Source organism: Colidextribacter sp. OB.20, from assembly GCF_009911595.1.
Taxonomy (GTDB): Bacteria; Bacillota; Clostridia; order Oscillospirales; family Oscillospiraceae; genus Lawsonibacter.
Genome location: NZ_QWKG01000001.1, coordinates 128,833 through 155,473, shown reverse-complemented (window position 1 = coordinate 155,473; position 26,641 = coordinate 128,833). Strand labels below are relative to the sequence as shown.

The window sequence follows — 26,641 nt, the reverse complement described above, 5'->3', positions numbered from 1 at the left end:
CGCTGGCCTGGGCGAAGGCGGTGCTGCCCGCAGAGGGCGGCCTCTGCGCCGCCCCGCCAGACCCCCCCATCTCTCCTCCGCTGCCGGTCCGCCTGTCTCCCGGCCCCGCCCCCTGGACCGTGGAGGGGGACGCCGTCACCATCCGCTGCGGGGAGGAGCTTCCCCCGGTGGGGTGGTCTCAGGTGTTATGCAACCCGGAGTTTGGCTGGCTCACCGACGAGACCGGGGCGGGCTTTCTCTGGTCTGGGGGAAACTCCAGGGAGAACAGGCTGACCTCCTGGGCCAACGATCCGTTGGCGGTGGGCGGACAGGAAACGATCACAATCAGTATAAAGGAAGGGGAATATTCTGTATTCGCTGCTGGGGACGGCTGTCCCTGCGCAGTCACCTACCGCCCCGGTCTTGCCAGGTGGACGAAGGAGCTGGAGGAGACCTCAAAAACGGGCGGACAATGTCCGCCCCTACTGGTCACAGAGTCCTTCGTTCCCCTGGAGGAGAACCGGCGCATCCTCCGCTTTACCCTCACCGGGGCCTCCGGGCGGCTGACCTGCCGCCTGGGGGAGGGGGAGCCCCTGTCCACCGCCTTGTCCGACGGCCAGACCGCCGCCCTGGTGACGGTGGAGAAGGGGGGCAGGCCCTGTTCCCGCTTCCTCCGGGAGAGCTTCCGGGAGGAGCAGGAGAAAACCCTGGCCTGGTGGCGGGAGAGGGTGTCTGCCCTGACAGTAAAAACCCCGGACGGAGCGCTGGACCGCTATCTCAACGGCTGGTGTCTGTATCAGGTCATCGCCTGCCGGCTGATGGCCCGAACCAGCCAGTACCAGAACGGCGGGGCCTTTGGTTTCCGGGACCAGCTCCAGGACGCCGCTTCCCTTCTGTACACCTGGCCCCGGCGCGCCCGGGAGCAGCTGCTCCTGGCCGCCTCCCGGCAGTTTGAGGAGGGAGACGTCCAGCACTGGTGGCACCCGCCCCAGGGGGCCGGGGTGCGCACCCGCATCTCGGACGACCTGCTGTGGCTGCCCTTGGTGCTGAGCCAGTATTGCACCGCCACCGGGGACTGGGCTGTTCTAAGGGAGGAGGTGCCCTATCTCACGGCAAGGCCCCTGGAGCGGGGGGAAAAGGACCGCTACGAGATTCCTCAGGTGAGCGAGAGGCGGGAGACCATGTACCGCCACGGTCTGGCCGCCATCCAGTGCGCCCTGGGCCGGGGGACCGGCCCTCACGGCCTGGCGAAAATGGGGGGCGGCGACTGGAACGACGGCATGGACAAGGTGGGGGGCGAATCCGTGTGGCTCACCTGGTTCCTGGCGGCGGCCTTGCAGGACTTCTCTGTCCTCTGCCGCCGGATGGACGAGGAGGCCCGGGCTGACGACCTGCTGCGCCACGCGGACCGGCTTCTTGAGGCGGCCCAGAGCGCCTGGGACGGCGGGTGGTATCGCCGGGGGTACTATGAGGACGGAACCCCTCTGGGCTCCGCCCAAAGCGATCAGTGCCAGATTGACTCCATCGCCCAGTCCTTTGCCGCCTTTCCCGGCGGGACGGACCGCAGACGGGCGGACGAGGCCGTCTCCGCCGCCCTGGACCGCCTGTTCAACCGGGAAAATGGGGTGGTGCGGCTCTTCACCCCGGCCTTTGACAGTCAGGGGGAGAAGGACCCGGGCTATATCAAGGGCTACCCCGCCGGGGTGCGGGAGAACGGCGGGCAGTACACCCACGCCTCCGTCTGGCTGGCCATGGCCTGCTTCCGGCTGGACCGCCCTGCCGACGGCTGGGCCGTTTTGAGGGCTCTTCTGCCGGAGCGTCACCCCACGGAGCTCTATCGGGCCGAGCCCTATGTCATCGCTGCCGATGTGTCCTATGCCCCCGGGCGGGTCGGCCGGGCGGGGTGGTCCTGGTACACCGGGGCCGCCGGGTGGTACTGGCAGACGGCCGTCCGGGAGCTGCTGGGACTGAAGCTCACCGAGGGCCGGCTGTCGGTGGAGCCCAACCTCCCCCCGGACTGGCCGGGGTATGAGGCCAGGTGGAGCCTTCCCGGCGGAAATCTGACCATTACCGTCCGGCGTGCCGGGGCCTACTCCGCCAGGCTGGACGGCAGAGAGACAGAGGGCGGCGTCCCCCTGCTGGAGCTGGAGGGGGAGCACAGACTGGAGGTCACGGTGTAGGGGCGCGCATTGCGCGCCCGCGTTGACCGGCCGTGTCCGTAAAAGCGGGCGGACAATATCCGCCCCTACAAGAGGCGGCCGTCTGAAAACGGGGCGCCGGGTTGCCGCCCCCTGCGAAAGGTGTGTAGGGCGGGACGACTCGGCCCGCCGTCCGAAGATGGTGAAATCCCCCTTTACTTTCCCCCCTGAAACGTGGTATGATAAATCTGCCATAAAGGAAAAAATTTTCCAGGAAAGGAACCAAAGATATGTCACAAGTGACGCGCCGGGAGCTGTTCCCCGGGGTATGGCTGCGTGCGGTGCATACCAACAAATTCAAAAGCTCTTATCTGTCCATCACTCTGCTCGCCCCCCTGGACAGGAGGACCGCCGGGGCCAACGCCCTCATCCCGGAGGTGCTCCGCCGGGGTTCGGCGATTCACCCGGACCTGGAGTCTCTGTCCGCCGCCCTGGACGAGCTGTACGGCGGGGCCATTGAACCGGCAGTGCGGAAGAAGGGGGAGACCCAGTGTGTGGGCTTCGCGGCCAGCTTTCTGGACGACGCCTACGCCCTGAAGGGGGAAAAGATTCTGGAGCCCGCCGCCGACCTGCTGGGGGAGCTGCTGCTGAACCCCTATACCCAGGACGGACATTTCTGCCCCGACTACACCGCAGGGGAGAAGGCCAACCTCATCGACCGCATCCGGGCCCAGATCAACGACAAGCGCACCTATGCCGTCCAGCGCCTGGCCCAGGAGATGTGCAGATATGAGGCCTTCGGCGCGGACAAGCTGGGGGACGAGGAGAGCGTTGCGGCCATCACCCCGGAGAGCCTGTGGGAGCGGTATCAGGAGCTGCTGCGCACCGCCCAGGTGGAGGTCTACTACTGCGGCTCCGCCGACCCGGACCGGGTGGCGGAGGCGCTGAGGTGCGCCCTTGCCAGGCTGCCGGTGAATGAGAACCGGGCAGACCCAGACTGCGAGGTCAGGGTGACCGCCGGGCCCGAGCCCGTTCTGGTGGAGGAGGCCATGGACGTGACCCAGGGCAAGCTGGCGCTGGGGTTCCGCACCGGGGGCCTGACCTGCTGGGAGAATGAGTTCCCCGCCCTTTACCTGGCGGTGGCCGTCTATGGCGGCACCACCCTGTCCAAGCTGTTTATGAACGTGCGGGAGAAGCTGTCTCTGTGCTACTATGCCAGCGCTGTCCTGGAGAAGATGAAGGGGCTGATGCTGGTGTCCTCGGGCATCGAGTTTGACAAGTATCAGACCGCGAAGGATGAGATTCTGGCCCAGCTGGAGGCGGTCAAGCGGGGCGAAATCGAGGACTGGGAGCTGGAGGGCTCCCGCCGCACCCTCATCGGAATGTGCCGGGCTGTCCTGGACGACCAGGGCCGGCAGGAGGAGTTCTGGCTGGGACAGGCTGCCGCCGGACTGGAGGAGGGCCCGGAGGAGCTGGCCGCCCGGCTCGAGAAGATTACCCGGGAGCAGGTGGCCGCCGCCGCCCAAAAGCTGGAGCTGGATACCATCTACTTCCTGAAAGGAAAGGAGGGCTGAGCCATGGAAAAGCTTGAATTTGTCCGGGTGGGGGAGAGCATGTACCACGAGAAGCTGGAAAACGGCCTGAATGTGTTTGTCTTCCCCAAGCCCGAGTTCCAGAAGGGCTACGCCTTTTTTGCCACCAACTACGGCGGCATGGACATGCGCTTCTGCCTGGCCGGGGAGTGGCACGACACCCCCGCAGGGGTGGCCCACTATTTGGAGCACAAGATGTTCGACACGGAGGAGGGCAACGCCCTCCAGGACCTGGCGGCCAACGGGGCAAACCCCAACGCCTTTACCAGTAACGCCATTACGGGCTACTACTTCGACTCCACCGAGAAGTTTGAGGAGAATCTCCGCATCCTGCTGTCCTTCGTCTCCGTCCCCTGGTTCACCCGGGAGAGCGTGGACAAGGAGCGGGGGATCATCGGCCAGGAGATCGGCATGATCGAGGACGACCCCCACTGGAAATGCTATATGAACCTGATGAAGGCTCTGTTCAAGCACCACCCCATCCGGGAGAGCGTGGCGGGCAGCGTGGAGTCCATCGCCAAAATCACCCCCGAGACCCTCTACGCCTGCCACAAGGCCTTCTACGACCCGGCCAACATGACCCTGTGCGTGGCCGGCCCGGTGGACCCGGAGCATATCTGCGCCGTTGCCCGGGAAATTCTGCCCAAGGAGGCCGGGCCCATCGCCGCCAAGGACTACGGCGAGCGGGAGGAGCCCCGGGCGGCCCAGTCCCTCATTGAGGAGCGGATGGAGGTGTCCGCCCCCATCTTCCAGCTGGGCTGGAAAGGGGACGCCAAGCGGAACGGGGAGGAGCGCCTGCGCCAGGAGCTGGTGGGCGAGCTGGCCCTGGAGGTGCTGCTGGGCAGCTCCACCCCTCTGTACGCCAAGCTGTACCGGGAGGGGCTGATTAACCAGGAGTTCTCCTACGGCTATGAGAGCGATCCCGGCTGTGCCTTTCTGTTAGCCAGCGGCGAATCCAGAGACCCGGAGGCCGTGCGCATGGCGGTGGCGGAGGAGGCCGCCCGCATCGGCCGGGAGGGGGTGGACCCCGCCCTCTGGGAGCGGGTGAAGAAGGGGGTCTACGGCAACCGGGTCCGGGGCCTGAACTCCTTTGAAAACCTGTGCGTGGGCCAGGCCCAGGCCTTCTTTGCCGGATATGACTTCCTGCGCTTTGCCGACCTGTTCGATGCCATCACCAAGAAGGAGGCGGAGGAGCTCATTGCCGGCTGGGTCACAGAGGAGCGCACCGCCCTGTCGGTGGTCCGGGCCAAGGAGGAGACATGATTAACACCATATCCTTCCCCGGCCTGGGGCTGGAGCTCACCCTGAACCGGGTGGCGTTTACCATCCCGGTTCTGGACCGGCCCGTCTACTGGTACGGGGTCATCATCACCTGCGGGCTGATCCTGGCGGTGTATCTGTGCACCCGCTGGGGGAAGCGGTTTGGCATCAGTGAGGACAACATTATCGACATGATGCTCTTTGCCGTCCCCGCCGCCCTGGTGGCCGTCCGGGTGTACTATGTGGTGTTCAACCTGGACATCTACCGCCGGGCGGATGGCTCGCTGGACTGGGGGGCCATTGTCAGCTATGGGGACGGCGGCTTAGCCATCTACGGGGCCATCATCTCCTCGGCCATCATCCTGCTGATCTTCTGCCGTGTGAAGAGGCTCAGCTTTCTGGCCTATGCCGACCTGGGGGTCCACGGTCTGTTCATCGGCCAGCTCATCGGCCGGTGGGGCAACTTCATGAACGTGGAGGCCTTTGGCTCCGCCACCGCCCTGCCCTGGCGGATGAGCGGGAACTCCATTGCCGCCGACATGCTGCGCTGGGGCTATGTGGACCAGGCGGAGTATGAGGCCATCCTCAGCGGTGCGCTGGGGGTACATCCCACCTTCTTTTATGAGTCGGCCTGGAATTTTGTGGGGCTGATAATGGTCTATTTCATGGGGAGAAAGCGGAAATTTGACGGGGAGTGCTTCCTGTTCTACTTCTTCTGGTACGGTCTGGGCCGGACCTGGATCGAGGGCCTGCGCACCGACAGCCTGTATCTCTTCGGCTGGGAACTGTTCGGCATGCCCATCCGGGTGTCTCAGCTCTTCGCCGCGATTACCTGCGTGACCGCGGGGGCGGTGCTGATCTGGGCGCTGTGGAAATACCGCAATCGAGGACCTGAGCTCTTCGTGGACCGGCTGGCCGCCCAGGCGGCCCGGGCCGAAGAGGATGCCAAGGAGGGATGAGCTGTGGCGGCTGTTGTTATGGACGGAAAGGCCCTTGCGGCCGAAATGAAGGAACAGGTGCGGCTCCGGACGGAGCAGATGACCCGCAGGCCGGGCATGGCCGTGGTGCTGGTGGGGGAGGACCCCGCCGCCCTGGCCTATGAGGCCGGGAAGCGGAAGGACTGCCAGGCCTGCGGCATCTACTACGACACCTTCCGCCTGCCGTCGGAGGTGTGTCAGGAGGACCTGCTGGGGGTGATTGACACCCTCAACCGCCGGGAGGACATCGACGGCATCCTCCTTCTGCTCCCCCTGCCCGGGCACCTGGATGAAAAGGCCGCCCTGCTGGCGATCCGGCCCGACAAGGACGTGGACTGTGTCAACCCGGCCAATCTGGGACAGCTGCTCCTGGGCGGAGGGAGCCTCCGGCCCTGCACCCCGGCGGGGGTGATGCGCCTGCTGGAGGCATATCACATCGACCCGGCGGGGAAGCGCTGCGTGGTGGTGGGCCGGTCCCATGTGGTAGGCAAGCCCCAGGCTCTGCTGCTGCTGGAGAAGAACGGAACCGTCACCATTTGTCACTCCAGGACCCCCGACCTGGCCGCCGAGTGCCGCCGGGCGGACATCCTGGTCTCCGCCGCCGGCCGGCCCGGCCTGATTACCGGGGACATGGTGAAGGAGGGGGCAGTGGTCATCGACGTGGCCATGAACCGAAACGCCCAGGGAAAGCTGTGCGGTGACGTGGACTATGAGGCCGCCGCAGAAAAAGCCGCCTGGATCACCCCCGTCCCCGGGGGGACGGGGCCCGTCACCCGGGCAGTGCTGATGGAGCAGGTGCTGTCCGCCGCCCTGGATCACGGGAAAGGGTAATTTCTATGCCGTGCGGGTCAGCAGCCCGAAACCGGCGGCCAGCAGTATACAGGACAGCCAGATGGCCCGGGGGCCCAGGTATGTCAGGCTCAGGCTCCCTGCCCCGGCCCCCAGGGCAAACAGGAGGATGACGGTAAAATACAGCCTGGCCTTTCGGCCCTCCTGCGGGTCTCCAGTGCGCAGAAAGGCGCACAGCGCGTCGGTGCCGCCCCGCAGATTGCCGATGCACATCGTGCTGGCAAAAGCGAAACCCTCTACCCGGCGGAAGGTCTGGACCTGCATGGCACAGGAAAAGGAGACCAGGGTGTTGGCCAGCTGATTCAGAGAGCGGGGCAGGAAGCCCACCAGAAAGAGCAGGATGATCTCCCACAGCAGCACCCGCTGCTGCCACTGCGGCCGCCCTGGCCGGGAGCAGCGGATTCCCTCCGCCGCCGCTATCCCCAGGGCGAAGGCAAGCAGGGGAAACAGGTAGCGGACGGCCTGGGACAGATTGCCGGAAAACAGGCTCTGCCCAAGCAGGACGATGTTGCCGGTCTGGGCGTTGGCAAACACATGGCCCCGGCAGAAGTAGGTGTAGGCGTCCTGGAGGCCGCCGGAGAGGGTGAGGAGCGCCACGGGGAGCAGACGCTCCCCGGCGGGACAGGTTTGGGCTTCCATATCGGTCATCTCGCATTTCAGTTTGAGTCACCCAATCATAGCAGAGTTTGGGGAAAAAGAAAAGTAAAAAAATCCGTTGCAAAAAAAACGCCCTTAGGGTATACTATCCCCATCCCAAAGAAAGATGGAGGAATTTTATCATGACCATTACCAAAGACACCGTGATCGGCGATATCCTGAAGATCGCCCCCCAGGCCGCCCCCCTGTTTATGGGCATCGGCATGCACTGCCTGGGCTGCCCCGCCTCTCAGGGCGAGACCGTGGAGGAGGCCTGTATGGTCCACGGCGTGGACGTGAACGAGCTGCTTGCCCAGGTCAACAAGCTGATCGAAGCGTGAGAATGCCGGCCGCTCTCCTTCGGGAGGGCGGCCATTCTGCTCTTTACAGCCCCGGATTTTTGTGGTATGATAATACAAATGTTCCATTCTGAGGTGAGCGAGATGAAATTCTGCATTTTGATGGGCAGCCCCCGAAGGGAGGGCAACACCGCCGCCGTGCTGCGCCCCTTTTTAGAGGAGTGCGCCGCCATGGAGGTGGAGACCGAGACCATCTGGCTCTATGACAAAAAAATAGACCCCTGTCTGGGGTGCGGGACCTGTCAGGACCGTCTGAAGGAGCTGGGCTGTGTCCAGGAGGACGATTTTGAGGAAATTTTCCGGTCCATGGCGGCCTGCGACGCCCTGATTTTCGCCACCCCCATCTATTCCTGGTACTGTACCCCACCCATGAAGGTCCTGATGGACCGGGCGATCTACGCCGGGGTGAAGAACTACGGCCGGGAGAGGGGCCCGAAGCTGCTGGAGGGCCGGCGGGCGGCCACCCTGACCACCTGCGGCTATCCCCCGGAGCGGGGGGCCGACCTGTGGGAGGAGGGCGTCAGGCGCTGGTGCCGCCATGGGAATGTGGAGTATCTGGGCATTCTGTGCCGCCGGGACTGGGGCGGGACGGAGCCCTTTCTGAATGAGGACCGGGAGCAGGCGGCGCGGGACTTCGCCCAGGCGCTCCGCATGGCTATCCGGGCGGAGGAGCTATGAGAATAGAACTGACGCCCCGGCTGCGGATGGCGGCGGAGCTGGTGCCTACCGGCGTCCGTCTGGCCGACGTGGGCACCGACCACGCCTATCTCCCCGCCGCCCTGATTTTGGAGGAGAAAATTCCCTTCGCCATTGCCGCCGACCTGCGCCAGGGTCCCCTGGCCCGGGCCAGAGAGACGGTGCGCCGGGCGGGGCTGACGGGGAGGGTGGCCTTCCGGCTGTGCGACGGGCTGACGGGCATCCGTCCTGACGAGGTGGACGCAGTGGTCATCGCCGGCATGGGCGGGGAGACCATCGCCGCCATTCTGGAGGCCGCCCCCTGGGTTCGGGAGAGGGATGTGCCCCTGATTTTGCAGCCCATGTCCTCCATGGCCGAGCTGCGGGGCTGGCTCCAGGGAAACGGATTTCGCATTGAGGAGGAGCGGCTGGCCCGGGAGGGGGAGACCCTGTACACCGCCCTGTCCGTCCGGGCGGGGGAGATGGGCACCCTGTCTCCGGCGGAGCTGTGGGCGGGGAAAAACAGGGCTGACCCCCTGCGGGGGGCCTGGCTGGACATGTGGATTGCCCGGACGGGCCGGGCTCTGGAGGGTATGTCCCGGGCCCGGGGGGAGGAGGTCCTCTCCCGGAAGCGGGCGCTGGAGGAGGTCCGCGCCGGCCTTCTGGAGATGAAAAAGGAGTGGGAAATATGCCAAAAGTAGTGAACATATGCCAGTTTATTGATGCTTTTTCTCCGTTTAAGATTCAGGAGGATTTTGACAACGCCGGTTTCCTGGTGGGCCGGAGGCACCAGGAGGTCACAAAAATTCTGGTGTCTCTGGACATCACCCGTGAGGTGGTGGAGGAGGCGGCCCAGCTGGGCGCCCAGCTGATTGTGGCCCACCACCCGGTCATCTTCCACCCGGTGAAGTGGATCACCGATGGGACCCCCACCGGGGAGATTTTGCTGGCGCTGATCGAGAACAGAATTGCCGCCATCTGCGCCCACACCAACCTGGACGCCGCCCGCGGCGGAGTCAACGACTGCCTGGCCGAGGCGCTGGAGCTGACGGAGATCGGCCAGCTCCAGCAGGCGGGGGTGGACGACCAGGGCCGGCCCTACGGCATCGGCCGGGTGGGAACGGTCCACCGGCCCGGGCAGTCTGCCGGGGAGTACGCCGCCTTCGTCAAGGAGAGGCTGGGCTCCGCCTGCGTCCGCTGCGTAAGCAGCGGGAAGCCGGTCCGGCGGGTGGCGGTGGGGGGCGGTGCCTGCGGCTCCATGCTGGGGGACGTCATCGCCCAGGGCTGCGACACCTTTGTCACCGCCGATGTGAAATATGACCAGTTCCTGGAGGCCAAGGCCCTGGGCCTGAACCTGCTGGACGCCGGCCACTTCCCCACGGAGAACGTGGTGTGCGGGCCCTGGGTCCGGTGGCTGTCTGAGACCTTCCAGGATGTGGAGGTGCGCCTGTCAGAGGTTCACAAGGAAGTTTATAAATCGGTGTAAAAAACCCTTGCAATCTGGAAACTCCTGTGGTACACTATTTTGGTCTGAATAACGGGCGGTCCTCTGCGGCGCCTCCAGAGAGGAAGTCAGGGCCGGAATGAACGCCTATACAACAGGAGGAAAACAATCATGGATCTGATGAAAGCATTTACCGAGAAGTACACAAAGGCAGAGCCCCCCAAGGTGAGCATCGGCGACACCGTCCGTGTGCACCTGCGGGTCAAAGAGGGCAGCCGTGAGCGTATCCAGGTCTTCGAGGGCACCGTCATCGCCAAGAAGCACGGCGGCATCGAGGAGAGCTTCACTGTCCGCCGCATCTCCTACGGTATCGGCGTGGAGAAGGTGTTCCCCCTGCACGCTCCCTCCGTGGAGAAGGTGGAGGTTGTCCGCAAGGGCAAGGTGCGCCGCGCCAAGCTGTACTACCTGCGCGACCGCGTGGGCAAGGCCGCCAAGGTCAAGGAAGCGCTGTAATCAAAAAAGGAGCGGCTTTGCCGCTCCTTTTTCTTAAATTATTCCTCGTTTTCCGTTTCGTCCTTTAATCCAGCAGAGTGTTTGCGGATTTCTTCGTTCATCTTTCGGACCTCGTCCATGTCCTTGCACTTATCGGTGGCGGTGGTAATAAGCCAGGCGATAAACTGCATCTGCTTGTCTGTCATAGCTGTCATATCCTTTCCTCCTTGTGTCGTTTCAAGGAATATTGTTTATACCATTATTATAGCGTAATATTACGAATTTAGCAAGACTGTAATAGTGATGTCCATTATGCCCCCAGCAGCGCCTTTTGCGCCAGTCCCAGCAGCAGTAAGTGGGCGGGGTAAAAGACGTACCACAGGTATTTGTCCCCCGGGAAGGTTCGCCCCTTCTTGCCGTTGTAGAAAAAGGTGAACGCCACCCCCAGCAGAGGACCAACAGCGTTGATGCACAGCATATGAAACCAGCGATATGTAAACAGCTGTTCCGAGAAGAACATCCAGATCAGCTTATACCGGGATAAGGGCATAAGAAACAGCCACAGAAGAGCCTTTCGATGGACCGGCCAGTGTTCTGTCCGGTAAAAGACCAGGATGAACAGGATGTAGGCCCCATTGCCCTCAGTCAGGCTCAGACATTGGGCGGCGATCACCACCCCGGCGGTTAGCAGATACCCCAGCCCGGCCCGCTTTTCGTTGCCCCAGTCCATGAGCCGCAGGGTGAGCAGGCCAAGCAGCAGGGTAAACATGATGTTGCCGTGGAAGCCGAACAGGAGATAATAGGGATACTCCGCCAGACAGGCGAAGACCAGCAGCCGCAGGGCGTACTTTTTCAAATCCCGGGTGTGCCGGTATCCGTTGGCGATGGAGAACAGAAAGATGGGGGCGGCGATGCGGCCCAGATAGTCGGTGGCCCGCTGGAGGGCCAGCAGTGCTGGGACAGTCTCCACGGCGTCGGGGAGGAAGAGCAGCTCCAGCGTCAGGGACAGGGGCCAGACGTGGGTTACGTGGTCCCACAGCATGGACAGCAGGGCAATGATTTTCAGGGTAAAAAAGCTCATGATATAAGACTCCTCTCTGGTTTGGATACCAGAGAGGGTATCAGAAAAACCTTACAAAAAGGTGGATAGATTTCTTACAAGTTTCTGAAGCTTTTAAGAGACCTCCCGAATCAAGATAAAGGGCGTGAGCTGCCGGCCCTGTCCGGCAGGGTTGTCCGCTATCAGAGCGGACAACTGATCGGGATTCCGGTCCTTCAGCTGGCCGCACCGGCCCAGCAGCTCCACATCCAGGTCATTGGCATCCACGATCATCATCATTACACCCGTTTTCTCAAAGACCTCGTCGCAGACCTTATCCGGCTCGCTGGGAACCCGGACACCCATGTGGGCGTACTCCGGGATATCCTCGCCGTAGAAGCCGTCCAGCCCCCGGACCTCCTCCCCCAGCAGACGGTAGAAGGTGCCGCGCACCCCCCGCAGCTTGTCGAAGCCGGCCCGGATGGCGGCCCAGAGCACCCTGCCCAGCCCGCACTGGTTGATGGCGAACTGCATCTTGGTGGGCAGACCCATTCCCGGCCCCGCCGAGGTCTGGTGGACAAAGCGGGAGAGAAGTTTGGCCCAGAAGCCGGGCCTGACCTGCTCCTCGGTGACCACCCGCCCCTGACACAGGGCGATGACCTTCTCGCTGGAGGAGAGGATGTCCCCCGGCTGGTAAACTGGCTTGACGTAGGTCTCGATCAGGTCGAGGTAGCTCTCACCCGACTGGACAAAATGCGTGGCGATGGCGTGGCGGGCGTAGGTTCTGTCTCCGGCCTGGATGGTGACCTGCTTGCCCTGATTGGCGCAGAACTTCAAGAGAAGCTCCCCTTTCTGTGTGGTATATAGTTTAGATTATGAGAATACGGCATCGAAATGCCATCAAACCCGCATCAAAAGAGAAGCGAGTTTTTGAACATTCTTCCATAATATCCCCATTCACGACGGAAAATAGACTATCAAAGACTCTTTAATTTGAAGTAAAGAAGAAATTAAAAAAGGCTTATAAAGTATTTATGAATTTATGAAGCTTCAGGAGGCGCGTATGAATATCCAGTGGTATCCCGGCCATATGACCAAGACCCGGCGGCAGATTGAGGCCGACTTGAAGCTGGTGGACATCGTGGTGGAGATTATCGACGCCCGCATCCCGGTCTCCAGCCGTAACCCGGACATCGATGCCGTCTGCGCCGGCAAGCCCCGGCTTATCGTCCTCAACCGGGCGGACCAGGCCGATCCCGCTCAAAATAAGGCCTGGGGGGCGTATTTCCGGGGCCAGGGGCACTCCGTCCTGGAGACCGACGCCCGCTCGGGAAAGGGCATCAGCCAGTTTTCTGCGGTGGTTCAGGGGGTGCTCCGGGAGCAGATCGCCAGGTGGCGGGAGAAGGGCCAGGTGGGCCGTCCGGTGCGGGCCATGGTGGTGGGGGTGCCCAATGTGGGCAAGTCCACCTTTATCAATAAGGTAGCCAAGCGGAAATCCGCCAAGGCCGGCGACCGCCCCGGCGTCACCCGGGGGAAGCAGTGGGTCCACGTGGACCGGGGGCTGGACCTGCTGGACACGCCGGGCATCCTCTGGCCCAAGTTTGAGGACGAGACCACCGGCATGAATCTGGCCTTCACCGGGGCGGTGAAGGACGAGATCATGGACGTGGAGACTTTGGGATGCCACTTTATGGTCCTGCTGGGGGAGCGGTATCCCCGGGCGCTGATGGACGGCTATAAGCTGGCCGAGGTCCCCTCCCGGGAGGAGGGGGAGAACGATGTGGCTTACGGATACCGGCTTCTCCAGGCCTGTGCCGCCAAGCGGGGGATGCGGATCTCCGGCGGGGAGCTGGACACCGAGCGCATGGCCCGGGTTCTCCTGGACGAGTACCGGGGGAGCCGGCTGGGGCAGTTTACTCTGGAGGTGCCGGAGACATGAGACGGGTAGGACCGGGCCGGCTGAGTATGGTCATAATATGGCTGGTATGCCTGCTGTTTGCGGCCTGCGGCGGATTGGCAATTTGGGAGCTGCTGGCGGGAGAGACTGCGCTTTGGGAGGCGCTGGCGTCTGCGGTGCTCTTTTGGGGAATCGCGGGCCTCCTCACCTGCCGGATCATATACCGGGGCCGGGCCTGCCTGCTCTATGATGAGACAATGGCTGTCTTTGTGCTCTCCCGCCGGGACCGCCGGTCCTGCCGCTGGGAGGATTTGGACAAGTACGGTGTCACCCTGCATGGCCTGGGGGCGCTGAAATCCGGACTTCCGGGGATGAGCGGATTGTTTTTTGCATTTCCGGACGGCAAACAGATTGTGATTATGCAGCTCCACTGGGGCTATCAGGCATTTGTGCAGCTGCTTTGTAAAAAAGGGCTGGTCCGCCCCTCAAAAACGTCGGGGCCGCCAGACTTTACCGACGTATATGACAGCATATTCCGGCGGAGGGATACCTGATCGGAAGGAGTCCGATGCAGAATGAAACAGAGGACCTGCGCCATTGCGGCCTGCTGAAAGGAGAAATCATTATGGATGTTTGGCAGTATGAGAAGGAAGCGCTTGCAGAGGGCTATACCACCATCTGCGGCTGTGACGAGGCGGGGGCGGGCCCCCTGGCCGGGCCGGTGTACGCCGCGGCGGTGATCCTGCCCCTGGGTGTGGACATCCCCGGCCTGGACGACTCCAAAAAGCTGACGGAGAAGAAGCGGGAGGCCCTGTTTCCTGTCATACAGGAGAAGGCCCTGGCCTGGTCGGTGACCTGTGTGGAGGCGGCGGAGATCGACCGGACGGACATCCTCAGCGCGAGGATGAAGGCCATGCAGCTGGCTATTGACGCCCTGCCTCAAGAGCCCGATTTTGCCCTCATCGACGGCAACCGGGACCACGGCAGAAGCGCTGCCATCACCGCCCCCCACCGCTGCGTGGTGAAGGGGGACAGCCTGTCGGCCTCCATCGCGGCGGCTTCCATCCTGGCCAAGGTGAGCCGGGACCGCTTTATGGTGGAGATGGCGGAAAAATACCCGGAGTACCGCTTTGAAAGGCACAAGGGCTACGGCACCAAGCTCCACCGGGAGCTGCTGGCCCAGTATGGCCCCTGTCCCATCCACCGCCGGACCTTTATGAAGAAGCGGTGAGCGGCCAGGACAGCCGGCTGCTGGGCCGGTGGGGGGAGAGCCGGGCGGCGGAGCACCTGCGCCAAAAGGGATTCGCCCTCCTGGCCGCTAACTGGAGGTGCCGCTTCGGAGAGCTGGACCTGGTGGCGGAGGACGGGACGTTCCTCTGCTTTGTGGAGGTCAAGCTGCGCAAGAGCGCGGCCTACGGCGCGGCGGCGGAATTTGTGGACCGGCGCAAGCAGGACAGGCTGCGGGCGGCAGCGGAGCTCTATCTGATGGAGCACCCCACCGAACTTCAGCCCCGCTTCGACGTGATCGAGGTCTACGCCCCCCAGGGGGTCCATACCGCCAGGCCGGAGATCCACCATTTGGAAAATGTGTTTTAAAGGACGCAGGCAGGGGCCGCCCGCCGGGACAGCGGGGGTATGTTACGGGCGGCAAAAACCGCCCATACAGAAACCCGGAAAAAAACTTGACCTTTCTATGGAAAGCTGGCATAATAGGAGCCACATTACGAAATAAGGAAGGATTGCTATGCGGTATATCAGCACACGGGACAACACCATTCAGTACTCCGCCTCTCAGGCCATCACCCAGGGCCTGGCCAAGGACGGTGGCCTGCTGACCCCGTTTTACATCCCCAAGCTGCCGGGCAATGCACTGGAGGACCTGAAGGCCATGGCCTATCAGCAGCGGGCGGTGTACATCATGAAGATGTTTTTGGAGGAGTTCTCTGTCAAGGAGCTCACCGACTTTGCCAATGCCGCCTATGGCCCGGACAAGTTCGATACCCCGGCGGTGGCCCCGGTGCGCACGGTGGACGGGAGCACCCACTGCCTGGAGCTGTGGCATGGCCCCACCAGCGCCTTTAAGGACATGGCCCTGCAGATGCTGCCCCACCTGCTCACCGCCTCCCTGACCAAAACGGAGGAGGACAAGACGGTGTGCATCCTGGTGGCCACCTCGGGCGACACGGGAAAGGGGGCTCTGGAGGGCTTTAAGGATGTGCCTCGGACGAAAATCCTGGTTTTCTACCCCAAGGACGGGGTGTCTCAGATCCAGGAGCTGCAAATGCTCACCCAGGAGGGGGGCAATGTGGGCGTGTGCGCCGTGGTGGGCAACTTTGACGATGCCCAGACCGGAGTGAAGGAGCTGTTCTCCAATGAGGAGGTCCGCCAGGCCCTGGCGAAGAAGGGGTATCTCTTCTCCTCCGCCAACTCCATCAACTGGGGCCGGGTGCTGCCCCAGCTGGTCTACTATGTCTCCGCCTGCTGCGACCTGCTCCGGGATGAGAAGCTTGCCCCCGGCCAGACGGTGAATGTCTGTGTGCCCACCGGCAACTTCGGCAACATCCTGGCCGCCTACTACGTCCGGGAGATGGGCCTGCCCATCGGCCAGCTGATCTGCGCCTCCAACAGCAACAATGTCCTCACCGACTTCATCCGGGAGGGAGTCTATGACCGCAACCGCCCCTTCCACAACACCATGTCCCCCTCCATGGATATCCTGATCTCCTCCAACCTGGAGCGGCTGCTCTACTCCCTCACCCAGGACCCGGCTGAGGTGAAGGGCTATATGGCCCAGCTGGCCGCCTCCGGCCGGTATCAGGTGAGCGACAGGATCAAGGACCGCCTCCAGAAGCGGTTTAAGGGCTACTTCTGCGACGACCGGGAGACCCAGCGGGTCATCAGGTCGGTGTATGACAGGTTCGGCTACCTCATCGACACCCACACCGCCGTGGCCTTTTCCGCCCTGGAGCAGTACCGTCAGGAGACGGGGGACAACACCCCCGCCATCGTGGCCTCCACCGCCAGCCCCTTCAAGTTCAGCGGCAGCGTGCTGGAGGCCCTGGGGGAGACGGCTCCCGCCTCCGGCCTGGACGCCCTGGACCAGCTCACCGCAAAGACAGGCCTGCCCGCCCCCGCGCCCCTGGCCGGCCTGCGGAGCAAGACGGTCCGCTTCAGCCAGGTGGTGGAGAAGGACCACATGCTGGACGCGGTGCGGTCCCTGCTGGAGTGAGCCCATGGCCCTGTACGCCATTGGAGACACCCACCTGTCCCTGTCCGCCGGCAAGCCCATGGACGTGTTCGGCGGGGGCTGGACGGGCTATGTGGACAAGCTGAGGGAGGGCTTTTACGCCGCAGTGTCCCAGGAGGATACCGTGGTGATCTGCGGAGATGTGTCCTGGGGCATGAGCCTGGAGGAGGCCCGGGAGGACTTCGCCTTTCTGGACGCCCTGCCCGGGGGACGGAAGCTCCTCCTCAAGGGCAACCACGACTACTGGTGGATGACCGCCGCCAAAATGAAGCGGTTTTTCGCGGACAACGGCTTTTCCACCCTGGACATCCTTCACAACAACTGCCATCTGTACGGGGAGACCGCCCTGTGCGGCACCCGGGGCTGGTTCTATGAGGAGGACCGGGGGGAGCACTCGGCCAAGGTGTTCAACCGGGAGCTGATCCGGCTGGAGGCATCCCTCAAGGCGGCGGGGGAGCGGGAGAAGCTGTGCTTTCTCCACTACCCGCCCCTGTACCAGGGCTATCGCTGTCAGGAGATCATCGACCTGCTTGAGGGGTATGGCGTGAAAACCTGCTGCTACGGCCACCTCCACGGGGGCAGCCACCGCCTGGCTGTCACCGGATTGCAGGGGAGGGTGGACTACCGCCTGGTGGCCGCCGACTATGTGGGCTTTCGGCCAGTGCGGATCCTGTAGGGGCGGATAATATCAGCCCCTACATGCGAAACTCCCGTCAAAATGCCTGATTTAGGGTCCGGCCAGAAATGAAATAGGAAAATTTCAGGGAAATTTCAAAAAAAGACTGTTCAAACCGCCGCGTTTCTGATAGAATGTCGTGGCGAAAGTAAAAAGGCTCTGCCGCCGGGAGAAGGACGACGGGGCGCACAGGAGGAAATTGACAAATGAAGGTCACCAGTGTTGAGAAGAAAGAGAAGAGCACCGTCGAGCTCACCATCCAGGTGGAGGCCGAAGCCTTTGAGGCCGCCATTCAGAAGGTCTATCTGAAGACCCGCGGCCGCATGAACGTTCCCGGCTTCCGCAAGGGCAAGGCCCCCCGGAAGATTATTGAGGGGATGTACGGCGCCGGCGTGTTCTATGAGGACGCCATCAACGAGCTCTACCCCGCCGCCTACGAGGAGGCCGTGAAGGAGCAGGGCCTGGACGATGTGGGCTACCCCAAGATGGAGATCGTGGAGGTGGGTAAGGACGGCTTCACCTTCAAGGCGCTGGTCTCTGTCCGCCCCGAGGCCAAGCTGGGCGAGTATCTGGGCCTGTCCGCCCCCAAGGAGGAGGTCAAGGTCACTGAGAAGGATATCGACGAGGAGCTCAAGCCTTACATCGAACGGGCCACCCGCCTGGTCAGCGTGAAGCGCAAGGCCAAGAAGGGGGACACCGCCGTCATCGACTTCGAGGGCTTTGACAACGGCACCCCCTTTGAGGGCGGCAAGGGCACCAACTACGAGCTGAAGCTGGGCTCTGGCACCTTTGTCCCCGGCTTTGAGGAGCAGGTGACCGGCATGAAGGCCGGCGAGGAGAAGGACATCGACATCACCTTCCCCGAGGACTACCACGCCGAGCTGGCCGGCAAGGCGGTGGTATTCCATGTGAAAGTCAACGAGGTGAAGGAGTCTCAGGTCCCCGAGGTGGACGACGAGTTTACCAAGGACGTGTCTGAGTTCGAGACCCTGGCCGACTTCCGCAAGGACCTGGGGGAGAAGCTCCAGCAGCGCCGGGAGGCCCAGGCCAGGAGCGAATTTGAGAACGCCGTGATCGACCAGCTGGTGGAGAATATGGAGTGCGAGGTGCCCGACGGCATGGTGGAGGTCCAGACCGACCGGCTCATGGACGACTACGCCATGCGTATCCAGAGCCAGGGCATCTCCATGGACCAGTACCTGTCCATGATGGGCATGACCCCCGAGATGATGCGCGCCTCCGCCAAGCCCTCCGCCCTGAAGCAGGTCCAGGCCGAGCTGGCCCTCACCGCCGTAGCCAAGGCCGAGGGCCTGGAGGTCTCCGACGAGGAGTATGAGGCGGAGCTGGCCAAGCTGGCCGAGCAGTATAAGATGGAGCTCGAGCGGGTGAGAGCCGTTGTCTCCGCTGACGAGCTGAAGAAGGACCTGATGCTGCGCAAGGCCAGCGAGCTGGTCATCTCCAAAGCCAAGGCCACCAAGAAGAAGGCCGCCAAAAAGGAGACTGCGGAGGGGGAGGAGAAGCCCAAGCGCACTCGAAAGAAAAAGACCGAGGAGTCCGCGGCTGAGGAGCCCCAGGCCGAGTAAGTACAACCGCATGTCCCGGAGCGGCCCGCGCCGCTCCGGGCATGACCCTATATCCTGGGAGGAATGATTTTTTCCCGATATGGGTATAATCTGGTATCTTATTGGAAAAAAGGAGTAACACTATGAGCTTAGTTCCCTATGTAGTTGAACAGACCAACCGGGGCGAGCGTTCCTACGACATCTTCTCCCGCCTGCTCAACGACCGTATTGTCATGCTTTCCGAGGAGGTCAACGCAACCACCGCCTCCCTGATCGTGGCCCAGCTGCTGTATCTGGAGGCCCAGGACCCGGACAAGGACATCCAGTTCTATATCAACAGTCCCGGCGGCTCTGTTACCGACGGCATGGCTATCTACGATACCATGCAGTATATCAAGTGCGACGTGTCCACCATCTGCATCGGCATGGCCGCCTCTATGGGGGCCTTCCTGTTGTCCTCCGGGACCAAGGGCAAGCGGCTGGCCCTGCCCAACGCCGAGATTATGATTCACCAGCCCTCCGCCGGAACCCAGGGCCAGATCACCGATATGGCTATCCACCTGAAGCGGCTGGAGATTGTCAAGACCCGGATGAACCGCATTCTGGCGGAAAACACCGGCAAGTCCATTGAGGTGGTCACCGCCGACTGCGAGCGGGATAACTTTATGACCGCCCAGGAGGCCCTGGAGTACGGCCTGGTGGACAAGGTGCTGGATAAGCGGTAAGCTTTCCCTTCCCAAGAGCGGGCCGTCCGGCCCGCCCATCCCCAAGTAATGAGGTGTATTCCCATGGCAAAGAATGATGATAAACGAATCCGCTGCTCCTTCTGCGGCAAGCACCAGGATCAGGTGAAGCGGATGATTGCCGGCCCGGGCGTCTACATCTGTGACGAGTGTGTCAATCTGTGTGTAGAGGCCATGGGGGCGGACCCCTTTCTGACGGATGAGCTGGAGCAGTTCCCCGGGGACATGCCCGACGTCATCCCCACTCCCAAGGAGATTCACGCCGTCCTGGACCAGTATATCATCGGCCAGGAGCAGGCCAAGGTGGCCCTGTCCGTGGCGGTGTATAACCACTATAAGCGCATCTACTTCGGCGGCGGCGAGGACGTGGAGCTGCAAAAGAGCAATATCCTCCTCATGGGCCCCACCGGATGCGGCAAGACCCTCTTCGCCCAGACCCTGGCCCGGGTGCTGAGGGTCCCCTTCGCCATCGCCGACGCCACCACCCTCACCGAGGCGGGCTACGTGGGCGACGACGTGGAGAACATCCTCCTGCGTCTGGTCCAGGCCGCCGACTACGACGTCGAGCTGGCCGAGCGGGGCATCATCTATATTGACGAGATGGATAAAATCGCCCGGAAGAGCGAAAATACCTCCATCACCCGGGATGTGTCCGGCGAGGGCGTGCAGCAAGCCCTGCTGAAGATTCTGGAGGGCACCGTTGCCAACGTCCCCCCCCAGGGCGGGCGGAAGCACCCCCACCAGGAGTTCATTCAGATCGACACCCACAACATCCTCTTCATCTGCGGCGGCGCCTTCGACGGCATCGACAAGATCATTGAGCACCGGCTGGACAAGCGGTCTTTGGGCTTCGGCGCTGAGATCCAGAGCAAGAAGGAGCGCAATGTGGGCCAGCTGATGAAGGAGATCCAGCCCCAGGACCTGCTCAAATACGGCATCATCCCCGAGCTGGTGGGCCGCCTGCCAGTGGTTACCACCCTGGAGTCCTTGGACCGGGGCCAGATGGTGCGTATCCTCACCGAGCCCAAGAACGCCCTGGTGAAGCAGTATCAGGCTCTGCTTGACTACGACCAGGTGGAGCTGGACTTTACCCAGGAGGCGCTGGAGGCGGTGGCCGACCGGGCCGTGGCCCGGGAGATCGGAGCCCGTGGCCTGCGTGCCATTCTGGAGGAGGTCATGACCCAGATTATGTATGACATCCCCTCCGACCCCACCATCGTCAAGGTGTCTATCACCGAGGGCTGTGTCAAGGACAGACAGTCCCCTGAGCTGACCCGGGACCCGGAGCGCACCCAGCGGCCCAAGCTGGGCCGGACCACGCTCCAGGTGGAGCACCCCAAGAGCGCTGGCCGTCACGGTCGGGCCGGCTGACAGCAAAAATTGACAGACGCCCCGCAGTACCCCTGAGCGGGGCGGCGGGGCGTCTGCCCTGCTCAAAAGTCTCCCCCTCTTGTGGGGGAGGTGCCCTCGAAGAGGGCGGAGGGGGGAAGCCCCCCTCAGTCTCGCTTTGCTCGACAGTTCCCCCACGTGGGGGGAGCTTTTGGGCGCATCCCTGGAAAGGAAGTGAAAACCATGTCGAAAGAGTGGGATATTTTGGATACGAGCACCATGCCCGTCATTGCCCTGCGGGGGCTGACGGTGTTTCCCAATGTGCTGATCCACTTTGAGGTGGCCCGGGAGACCTCCGTCCGGGCGCTGGAGGCCGCCATGGCCGCTGGCAGCCCTGTGTTTCTGGTGGGCCAGAAGGACATCGGGGTGGAGGAGCCGGAGGCGGACGACCTGTATCAGGTGGGCACCATCTCTGACATCCGCCAGATTCTCCGGATGCCCGGAGACAACGTGCGGGTGATGGTGGAGGGCCGGGCCCGGGGCCGGCTGGTCCAGCTTCTGCGCGCCGAGCCCTATCTGGAGGGGGAGGTGCGGGAGATTTCTCCCGCGCCCGTCCGCATCAGCGCAAAAATGGAGGCGCTGATGCGCGCGGCCTACGAGCTGTTCCAGAATTACGGCGAGCTCTCCCCCAAGCTGTCCCCCGACCTGCTGGTCCATGTATTGGCCAGCCAGGACCCCGGCCACATTGCCGACTATATCGCTCAGAACATCCCCATGCGCAACACGGATAAGCAGACGGTTCTGGAGGAGCTGCGCCCAGCCCGCCGCCTGGAGAAGCTCTACCACCTGCTGGAGCGGGAGGTGGAGATCCTGTCTCTGGACCAGGAGATTCAGGAGCGGGCCCGGGAGCAGATGAGCGAGCACCAGCGGGACTACTACCTCCGGGAGCAGATCAAGGCCATCCAGGCCGAACTGGGGGAGGAGGCCGACGAGATTGAGGAGTACCGGGAGAAGATCGCCCGGGCCAAGCTGCCCGGCCAGGTGCGGGAGAAGCTGAACCGGGAGCTGGGCCGGCTGGCCAAGCAGGGCTACAGCTCCGCCGAGAGCTCCGTCCTGCGCAATTACCTGGACATCTGCCTGGAGCTGCCCTGGGGGAAGTCCACCAGGGAGAAGATTAACGTAGACGCCGTCCGGAAGGCGCTGGACCGGGACCACTTCGGCCTGGAGAAGGTGAAGAAGCGCATTTTGGAGTTTGTGGCCGTCAAGCAGCTGGCCCCTCAGCTGAAGGGGCAGATCATCTGTCTGGCGGGCCCGCCGGGGGTGGGCAAGACCTCCATCGCCATGTCCATGGCCCGGGCCATGAACCGGAAGCTGGCCCGGGTCTCTCTGGGGGGCGTCAGCGATGAGGCGGAGATCAGGGGACACCGCAAGACCTATGTGGGAGCCATGCCCGGGCGGATTATCAACGCCATCAACCAGGCCCAGAGCTGCAACCCCCTCATCCTCCTGGACGAGATCGACAAGCTGGGCTATGATCACCGGGGGGACCCGGCCTCCGCTCTGCTGGAGGTGCTGGATGGGGAGCAGAACGCCTCCTTCCGGGACAATTTCCTGGAGGTGCCCTTCGACCTGTCCGATGTGCTGTTCATCACCACCGCCAACACCACCGACACCATCCCCCGGCCCCTGCTGGACCGGATGGAGATCATCGAGCTATCGAGCTACACCGACGAGGAGAAGGTGCAGATTTCCAAGCGCCACCTGCTCCCCAAGGAGCTGAAGCGCCACGGACTGACAAAGGCACAGCTGAAGGTGTCCGACGGCGCCCTGCGGGAGCTCATTGCCTCCTACACCCGGGAGTCGGGGGTCCGCGTGCTGGAGCGCCGTCTGGCCGCCGTCTGCCGCAGGGCGGCCATGAAGGTGGTGTCGGAGGAGGCGACGGCCCTCAAGGTTACTGAGAAGGACCTGGAGGAGTATCTGGGGGTGCCCAGGTATCACCCGGAGCGCCAGGCCCTGGAGGAGCGTGTGGGCGTGGTCAACGGCCTGGCCTGGACCTCCGTGGGGGGCGAGCTGCTGGAGGTGGAGGTCAACGTGATTTCCGGCTCCGGCAAGGTGGAGCTCACCGGCAACCTGGGGGATGTGATGAAGGAGTCGGCCCACGCCGCCTTGAGCTTCATCCGCAGCCAGGCTGACCGGCTGGGCATTCCCGCTGACTTCTACAAGGAGAAGGACATCCACGTCCACTTTCCCGAGGGTGCGGTGCCCAAGGACGGCCCCTCCGCCGGCATCGCCATCACCACCGCCATGGTGTCCGCCCTCACCGGGACCCCGGTGCGCCGGGGGCTTGCCATGACCGGGGAGGTCACCCTCCGGGGGCGTGTGCTGCCCATAGGCGGGCTGAAGGAAAAGACCATGGCCGCCTTCCGAAACGGGATCAAGACAGTGATTATCCCCGCCGACAACGACAAAGACCTGGAGGAGATCGACCAGACGGTGCGGAAGGCCCTCCAGTTCATCCTGGTGGAGCGGGCGGACCAGGTGCTGGCCCAGGCGCTGAACCGGCCTGTGGAGGCCCCCGTCCCCCGGAGGAGGGGCAGACCCAGAAAGACGGAGGAGCTGCCCGCCGTCCCGCCCGCGCCCGAGGGCGGCTCCCGGCTGAGGCAGTAGGGGGCGGCCTCTGCGCCGCCCCGCCTGATCCAGAACGAAACCGGGCCGGGACAGACCCGGCCCCTGAGAAGCGTGTAGGGGCGGCTATCAGCCGCCCGTGTCCAGCAGGAATCAAACAGACTGCGGGCGGATAATATCCGCCCCTACAGAGCGAACATGCGTGAAGGGGGCCTGTCATGGCTGTCAATTTGCAAAAAGCGGAGTTTGTCCTCTCCGCCGTCTCCCCGAAGAACTTTATTCAGGACGGTCTGCCCCAGGTGGCCTTCGCCGGCCGGTCCAATGTGGGCAAGTCCTCGGTCATCAACCGCCTTCTCAACCGGAAGAACTTCGCCCGGGTGGGGGCTGCGCCGGGGAAGACCATCCATGTGAACTACTTCAATATCGATGGGGCCTTTTATCTGGTGGACCTGCCCGGTTATGGCTACGCCAAGGTGTCCAAGGCGGAGCGGGACCGCTGGGGAAGGCTGATGGAGGACTATTTCGCCCGGCCCGACCTGCTCACCCTGGGGGTGATGATCGTGGACGTCCGACACAAGCCCACCGCCGATGACTGCACCATGTTTCAGTGGTTCAAGGACACCGGCTGTCCTCTCATCATTGTGGCGAACAAGCTGGATAAGCTGAAAAAGAGCGAGATTGAGGGCAGCCTCCAGCTCATCCGGGATACCCTGGAGCTGGGGGAGGAGGACCAGCTCATCCCCTTCTCCGCGGAGAAGGGCGCCGGCCGGGAGGAGCTGCTCTCGGCGATTTTCTCCGGAATTGAATAGCGCGGCGCGGCGGTTCCCCTGGGGACCGCCGCTGTCGTTGGACTTCTTCGGAATTTCCCTTGTCTTTTCCGGGATAAACTGGTATAATAACTGAAATGATAATCTGAAAATGGGGAGGTGGGCCCTTGGAGGCACCCATTTACCACCTGGAGGGGGTGGTGAAGGCGAAAGAGGAGAGCATGGAGGACTTTGTGGGCCCGCTGGACCTGATTCTCCATCTGCTGAGCAAGAACAAGCTGGAAATCAAGGACATTCAAATTGCCCTCATCCTGGACCAGTATATGGAGTGGATGAACAAGCGGAAGGAATTGGACCTGGAGGTTGCCAGCGACTTTGTCACCATGGCCTCCCATCTGGTGTACATCAAAACCAGAATGCTGCTGTCCATCAACGACGAGGAGGCCATGAGCGAGATGGAACAGCTCATCGCCACCCTGGAGGCCCACCAGCGCAACGAGAACTACCTGAAGATCAAGGCGGTGGTCCCCGCCATGGACGGCCGCTACCAGGTGGGCCGGGACTACCTGACCAAGGTGCCCGAGGCGGTCCAGACGGATAAGGTCTACCGCTATGTCCACAGCCGGCAGGATATTTTGAAGGCCATAACCGCCGTCCTCAGCCGGGCGGACAACAAGCTGCCCCCGCCAGTGTCCGCCTTTCAGGGCATTGTGGGCCGGGAACCCTACCCGGTGGCCGATAAGGCGGGGGAAATCCTCCGGCGGCTGGTGGACTATGGCGTAACTCGGTTCCGGGCCCTGTTCAAGGGCAGCCGCAGCCGGTCGGAGATTGTGGCTACCTTCCTGGCCGTCCTGGAGCTGTGCAAGAACCGTCGCCTGCTCCTGGCCGGGACAGAGACAGACTGCACCGTCACCAGTACCCAGGAGGAGGGCGCGGTGGAGTTTACAGCGGAGAATTATTAGGAAATTTCCCTATGGGGGAGGCGGCCCGAAGGGCCGGAGAGAGCCCTCTCAGTCACCGCCTGCGGCGGCGGCAGCTCCTCCAAGGGGGAGCCAAGGGCTAAGGAGGTGAGGTCGTGGAAGTGAAAGAGCTGGAATCCGCCCTGGAGGGGGTGCTGTTCGCCGCCGGAGAGCCGGTGGCGGTGGAGCGTCTGTGCCTGGGGCTGGAGGTGGACCGGCCCACCCTGGACGCGGTGGCCCAGCGGCTGATGGATCAGTACAGCTACGACCGCCGGGGCATCCGCCTGGTGAAGCTGGACACCAGCTATCAGCTGTGCTCCGCGCCGGAGTTTGCCCCCTATATCCGCCAGACCCTGGAGAGCCGCAAGCCCGCCCGGCTGTCCCAGCCGGCGTTGGAGGTGCTGGCCATCATCGCCTACTACCAGCCCGTTACCCGGGCCTATGTGGACCAGGTGCGGGGAGTGGACAGCTCCTACACCATGGGTCTGCTGCTGGAGCGGGAGCTGATCTGCGAGGCGGGCCGCCTGGCCGTCCCCGGCCGGCCCATGCAGTTCAAAACGACGAAAAACTTCCTGCGCTCCTTTGGCCTGTCCAGCCTGGAGGAGCTGCCTGAGCTGCCCAATCAGTCCCAGGAGGGCAGTCAGCTCACCCTGGAGCTGGAGGCCAGCCTGCAGCGCCTCCGGGAGGCTGAGTCCCCGGAGGAAGTCCCTGACGGGGAAGAGGCGCCGCCGGAGACTCCGGCGGAGGCGCCATGAGGGCGCTGTATATTCTGGCCGCCATAGTCCTGATTCTGTTCCTCATCGGACAGATTCGGGTGGGCTGCCGGGCGCGGTTCAACGCCGAGGGCTTTTTTCTCTGGGCCAGGCTGGGCAGGCTTCAGATCAAAATACTCCCCATGAAGCCCAGGGAGGAGAAGCCGAAAAAGCCCCAAAAGCCGAAGGATAAGAAGCCCAAAAAGCCGAAGGAGGAGAAGCCCCCCACCCCCCTTCCGGAGAAGTTGGGCGGGGCTCTGGAGTACGCCCAGGCCCTGCTGCCTGTGGGTCTGGAGGCGGCAAAGGGGCTGTGGCGGGACTTTCGGATCGACACCCTGGAGCTGGAGCTGACGGCGGGCTCCTCCGACCCGGCGGACGCGGCCATGCTGTACGGCCAGGCCAACGCCGCCCTGGGGGCGCTGTGGCTTCCGCTGACCAAAGCGTTCCATGTGAAGGACGGCACCGCCCGGGTGAGACTGGACTTCGATTCTCCGGGGATGACGGTCTACGGCCTGGCGTCCTTCTCTCTGAAGCTGGGAAATATTGTGTGGATTGGCCTGCGGGCCGGGGTAAAGGCACTGTTTGGAGCACTTGCCGCGAAAAAGCGGCTGAAATTAAAACGACAGCAGAGAAAGGCGGCATGA

Annotated in this window: 27 protein-coding genes and 1 pseudogene; 24 read left to right on the top strand and 4 right to left on the bottom strand. The window is 63.2% G+C overall.

The genetic code is table 11. The annotated features are described in order from the left end of the window. From D1641_RS00825 to D1641_RS00805, 5 genes and pseudogenes are all read left to right on the top strand, one after another. Nucleotides 1-2,159, top strand: a pseudogene (locus D1641_RS00825) (hypothetical protein); the annotation flags it as partial. 248 nt (nt 2,160-2,407) lie between these two features. Further along, nucleotides 2,408-3,691, top strand: a complete 1,284-nt coding sequence (locus D1641_RS00820; RefSeq protein WP_160662490.1) for an insulinase family protein — start codon at nt 2,408-2,410, stop codon at nt 3,689-3,691. A gap of 3 nt (nt 3,692-3,694) precedes the next feature. Further along, the gene (locus tag D1641_RS00815) at nt 3,695-4,972 is read left to right on the top strand and encodes a pitrilysin family protein (RefSeq protein ID WP_160662489.1); all 1,278 of its coding nucleotides are present in this window, start codon (nt 3,695-3,697) and stop codon (nt 4,970-4,972) included. Continuing rightward, on the top strand, nt 4,969-5,928 hold the full coding sequence (gene lgt / locus D1641_RS00810) for a prolipoprotein diacylglyceryl transferase (protein ID WP_160662488.1): 960 nt from the start codon (nt 4,969-4,971) through the stop codon (nt 5,926-5,928). Before D1641_RS00815 ends, lgt begins: the two co-directional genes overlap by 4 nt. 3 nt (nt 5,929-5,931) lie before the next feature. After that, the gene (locus D1641_RS00805) at nt 5,932-6,777 is read left to right on the top strand and encodes a bifunctional 5,10-methylenetetrahydrofolate dehydrogenase/5,10-methenyltetrahydrofolate cyclohydrolase (RefSeq protein WP_160662487.1); all 846 of its coding nucleotides are present in this window, start codon (nt 5,932-5,934) and stop codon (nt 6,775-6,777) included. A gap of 3 nt (nt 6,778-6,780) precedes the next feature. Here the strand turns inward: D1641_RS00805 and D1641_RS00800 are convergent, their stop codons facing one another. Beyond that, on the bottom strand, nt 6,781-7,434 hold the full coding sequence (locus D1641_RS00800) for a YoaK family protein (RefSeq protein ID WP_160662486.1): 654 nt from the start codon (nt 7,432-7,434) through the stop codon (nt 6,781-6,783). 140 nt (nt 7,435-7,574) lie between these two features. On the opposite strand from D1641_RS00800, the gene D1641_RS00795 reads away from it, so the two are divergent. From D1641_RS00795 to rplS, 5 genes are all read left to right on the top strand, one after another. Then, nucleotides 7,575-7,772 (top strand): DUF1858 domain-containing protein, encoded by a 198-nt coding sequence (locus D1641_RS00795; protein ID WP_201757169.1) that lies wholly within the window; start codon nt 7,575-7,577, stop codon nt 7,770-7,772. Nucleotides 7,773-7,874: 102 nt separating this feature from the next. Then, complete coding sequence (locus D1641_RS00790; RefSeq protein WP_160662485.1) at nt 7,875-8,468, top strand: flavodoxin family protein; 594 nt, start codon at nt 7,875-7,877, stop codon at nt 8,466-8,468. After that, complete coding sequence (locus D1641_RS00785) at nt 8,465-9,166, top strand: class I SAM-dependent methyltransferase (RefSeq protein ID WP_160662484.1); 702 nt, start codon at nt 8,465-8,467, stop codon at nt 9,164-9,166. The genes D1641_RS00790 and D1641_RS00785 overlap by 4 nt, the downstream gene beginning before the upstream one ends. After that, on the top strand, nt 9,154-9,951 hold the full coding sequence (locus tag D1641_RS00780; protein WP_160662483.1) for a Nif3-like dinuclear metal center hexameric protein: 798 nt from the start codon (nt 9,154-9,156) through the stop codon (nt 9,949-9,951). The genes D1641_RS00785 and D1641_RS00780 overlap by 13 nt, the downstream gene beginning before the upstream one ends. 129 nt (nt 9,952-10,080) lie before the next feature. Further along, on the top strand, nt 10,081-10,422 hold the full coding sequence (rplS, locus tag D1641_RS00775; protein WP_160662482.1) for a 50S ribosomal protein L19: 342 nt from the start codon (nt 10,081-10,083) through the stop codon (nt 10,420-10,422). 38 nt (nt 10,423-10,460) lie between these two features. On the opposite strand, the gene D1641_RS00770 is transcribed toward rplS, so the two are convergent. From D1641_RS00770 to D1641_RS00760, 3 genes are all read right to left on the bottom strand, one after another. Continuing rightward, a complete protein-coding gene (locus D1641_RS00770; protein WP_160662481.1) occupies nt 10,461-10,616 on the bottom strand; it encodes a hypothetical protein in 156 nt (51 codons plus the stop codon). Nucleotides 10,617-10,711: 95 nt separating this feature from the next. Further along, nucleotides 10,712-11,482: a TraX family protein gene (locus D1641_RS00765; protein WP_160662480.1), complete on the bottom strand. Its 771-nt coding sequence runs from the start codon at nt 11,480-11,482 to the stop codon at nt 10,712-10,714. Between the two features lie 93 nt (nt 11,483-11,575). Continuing rightward, nucleotides 11,576-12,277 carry a F420-0--gamma-glutamyl ligase gene (locus D1641_RS00760; RefSeq protein WP_160662479.1) on the bottom strand — a complete coding sequence of 234 codons (702 nt, stop codon included), beginning with the start codon at nt 12,275-12,277 and terminating at the stop codon, nt 11,576-11,578. A 226-nt stretch (nt 12,278-12,503) separates the two neighbouring features. Between D1641_RS00760 and ylqF the strand changes: the two genes are divergently transcribed. From ylqF to D1641_RS00690, 14 genes are all read left to right on the top strand, one after another. After that, on the top strand, nt 12,504-13,379 hold the full coding sequence (gene ylqF / locus D1641_RS00755; RefSeq protein ID WP_160662478.1) for a ribosome biogenesis GTPase YlqF: 876 nt from the start codon (nt 12,504-12,506) through the stop codon (nt 13,377-13,379). Then, nucleotides 13,376-13,891, top strand: coding sequence for a hypothetical protein (locus D1641_RS00750; protein WP_160662477.1), 516 nt, complete (start codon nt 13,376-13,378; stop codon nt 13,889-13,891). Before ylqF ends, D1641_RS00750 begins: the two co-directional genes overlap by 4 nt. Nucleotides 13,892-13,962: 71 nt before the next feature. After that, complete coding sequence (locus tag D1641_RS00745) at nt 13,963-14,568, top strand: ribonuclease HII (protein WP_160662499.1); 606 nt, start codon at nt 13,963-13,965, stop codon at nt 14,566-14,568. After that, a complete protein-coding gene (locus D1641_RS00740) occupies nt 14,565-14,933 on the top strand; it encodes a YraN family protein (protein WP_160662476.1) in 369 nt (122 codons plus the stop codon). The genes D1641_RS00745 and D1641_RS00740 overlap by 4 nt, the downstream gene beginning before the upstream one ends. A gap of 148 nt (nt 14,934-15,081) precedes the next feature. After that, nucleotides 15,082-16,566, top strand: coding sequence for a threonine synthase (gene thrC / locus D1641_RS00735; RefSeq protein ID WP_160662475.1), 1,485 nt, complete (start codon nt 15,082-15,084; stop codon nt 16,564-16,566). A 4-nt stretch (nt 16,567-16,570) separates the two neighbouring features. After that, nucleotides 16,571-17,260, top strand: a complete 690-nt coding sequence (locus tag D1641_RS00730) for a metallophosphoesterase (protein WP_160662474.1) — start codon at nt 16,571-16,573, stop codon at nt 17,258-17,260. A 206-nt stretch (nt 17,261-17,466) separates the two neighbouring features. After that, entirely contained in the window at nt 17,467-18,843 is a 1,377-nt protein-coding gene (gene tig, locus D1641_RS00725; RefSeq protein ID WP_160662473.1) for a trigger factor, read from the top strand. A gap of 122 nt (nt 18,844-18,965) precedes the next feature. Continuing rightward, entirely contained in the window at nt 18,966-19,547 is a 582-nt protein-coding gene (gene clpP, locus D1641_RS00720; RefSeq protein ID WP_160662472.1) for an ATP-dependent Clp endopeptidase proteolytic subunit ClpP, read from the top strand. A 63-nt stretch (nt 19,548-19,610) separates the two neighbouring features. Beyond that, the gene (clpX, locus tag D1641_RS00715; protein ID WP_160662471.1) at nt 19,611-20,936 is read left to right on the top strand and encodes an ATP-dependent Clp protease ATP-binding subunit ClpX; all 1,326 of its coding nucleotides are present in this window, start codon (nt 19,611-19,613) and stop codon (nt 20,934-20,936) included. A gap of 201 nt (nt 20,937-21,137) precedes the next feature. Then, nucleotides 21,138-23,561, top strand: coding sequence for an endopeptidase La (gene lon, locus D1641_RS00710; RefSeq protein ID WP_160662470.1), 2,424 nt, complete (start codon nt 21,138-21,140; stop codon nt 23,559-23,561). A 176-nt stretch (nt 23,562-23,737) separates the two neighbouring features. Beyond that, nucleotides 23,738-24,328, top strand: coding sequence for a ribosome biogenesis GTP-binding protein YihA/YsxC (gene yihA, locus D1641_RS00705; protein WP_160662469.1), 591 nt, complete (start codon nt 23,738-23,740; stop codon nt 24,326-24,328). Nucleotides 24,329-24,453: 125 nt separating this feature from the next. Beyond that, nucleotides 24,454-25,248 (top strand): segregation/condensation protein A, encoded by a 795-nt coding sequence (locus D1641_RS00700; protein ID WP_243149166.1) that lies wholly within the window; start codon nt 24,454-24,456, stop codon nt 25,246-25,248. Between the two features lie 113 nt (nt 25,249-25,361). Continuing rightward, nucleotides 25,362-26,000 carry an SMC-Scp complex subunit ScpB gene (scpB, locus tag D1641_RS00695; protein WP_160662468.1) on the top strand — a complete coding sequence of 213 codons (639 nt, stop codon included), beginning with the start codon at nt 25,362-25,364 and terminating at the stop codon, nt 25,998-26,000. Next, complete coding sequence (locus D1641_RS00690) at nt 25,997-26,641, top strand: DUF2953 domain-containing protein (RefSeq protein WP_160662467.1); 645 nt, start codon at nt 25,997-25,999, stop codon at nt 26,639-26,641. Before scpB ends, D1641_RS00690 begins: the two co-directional genes overlap by 4 nt.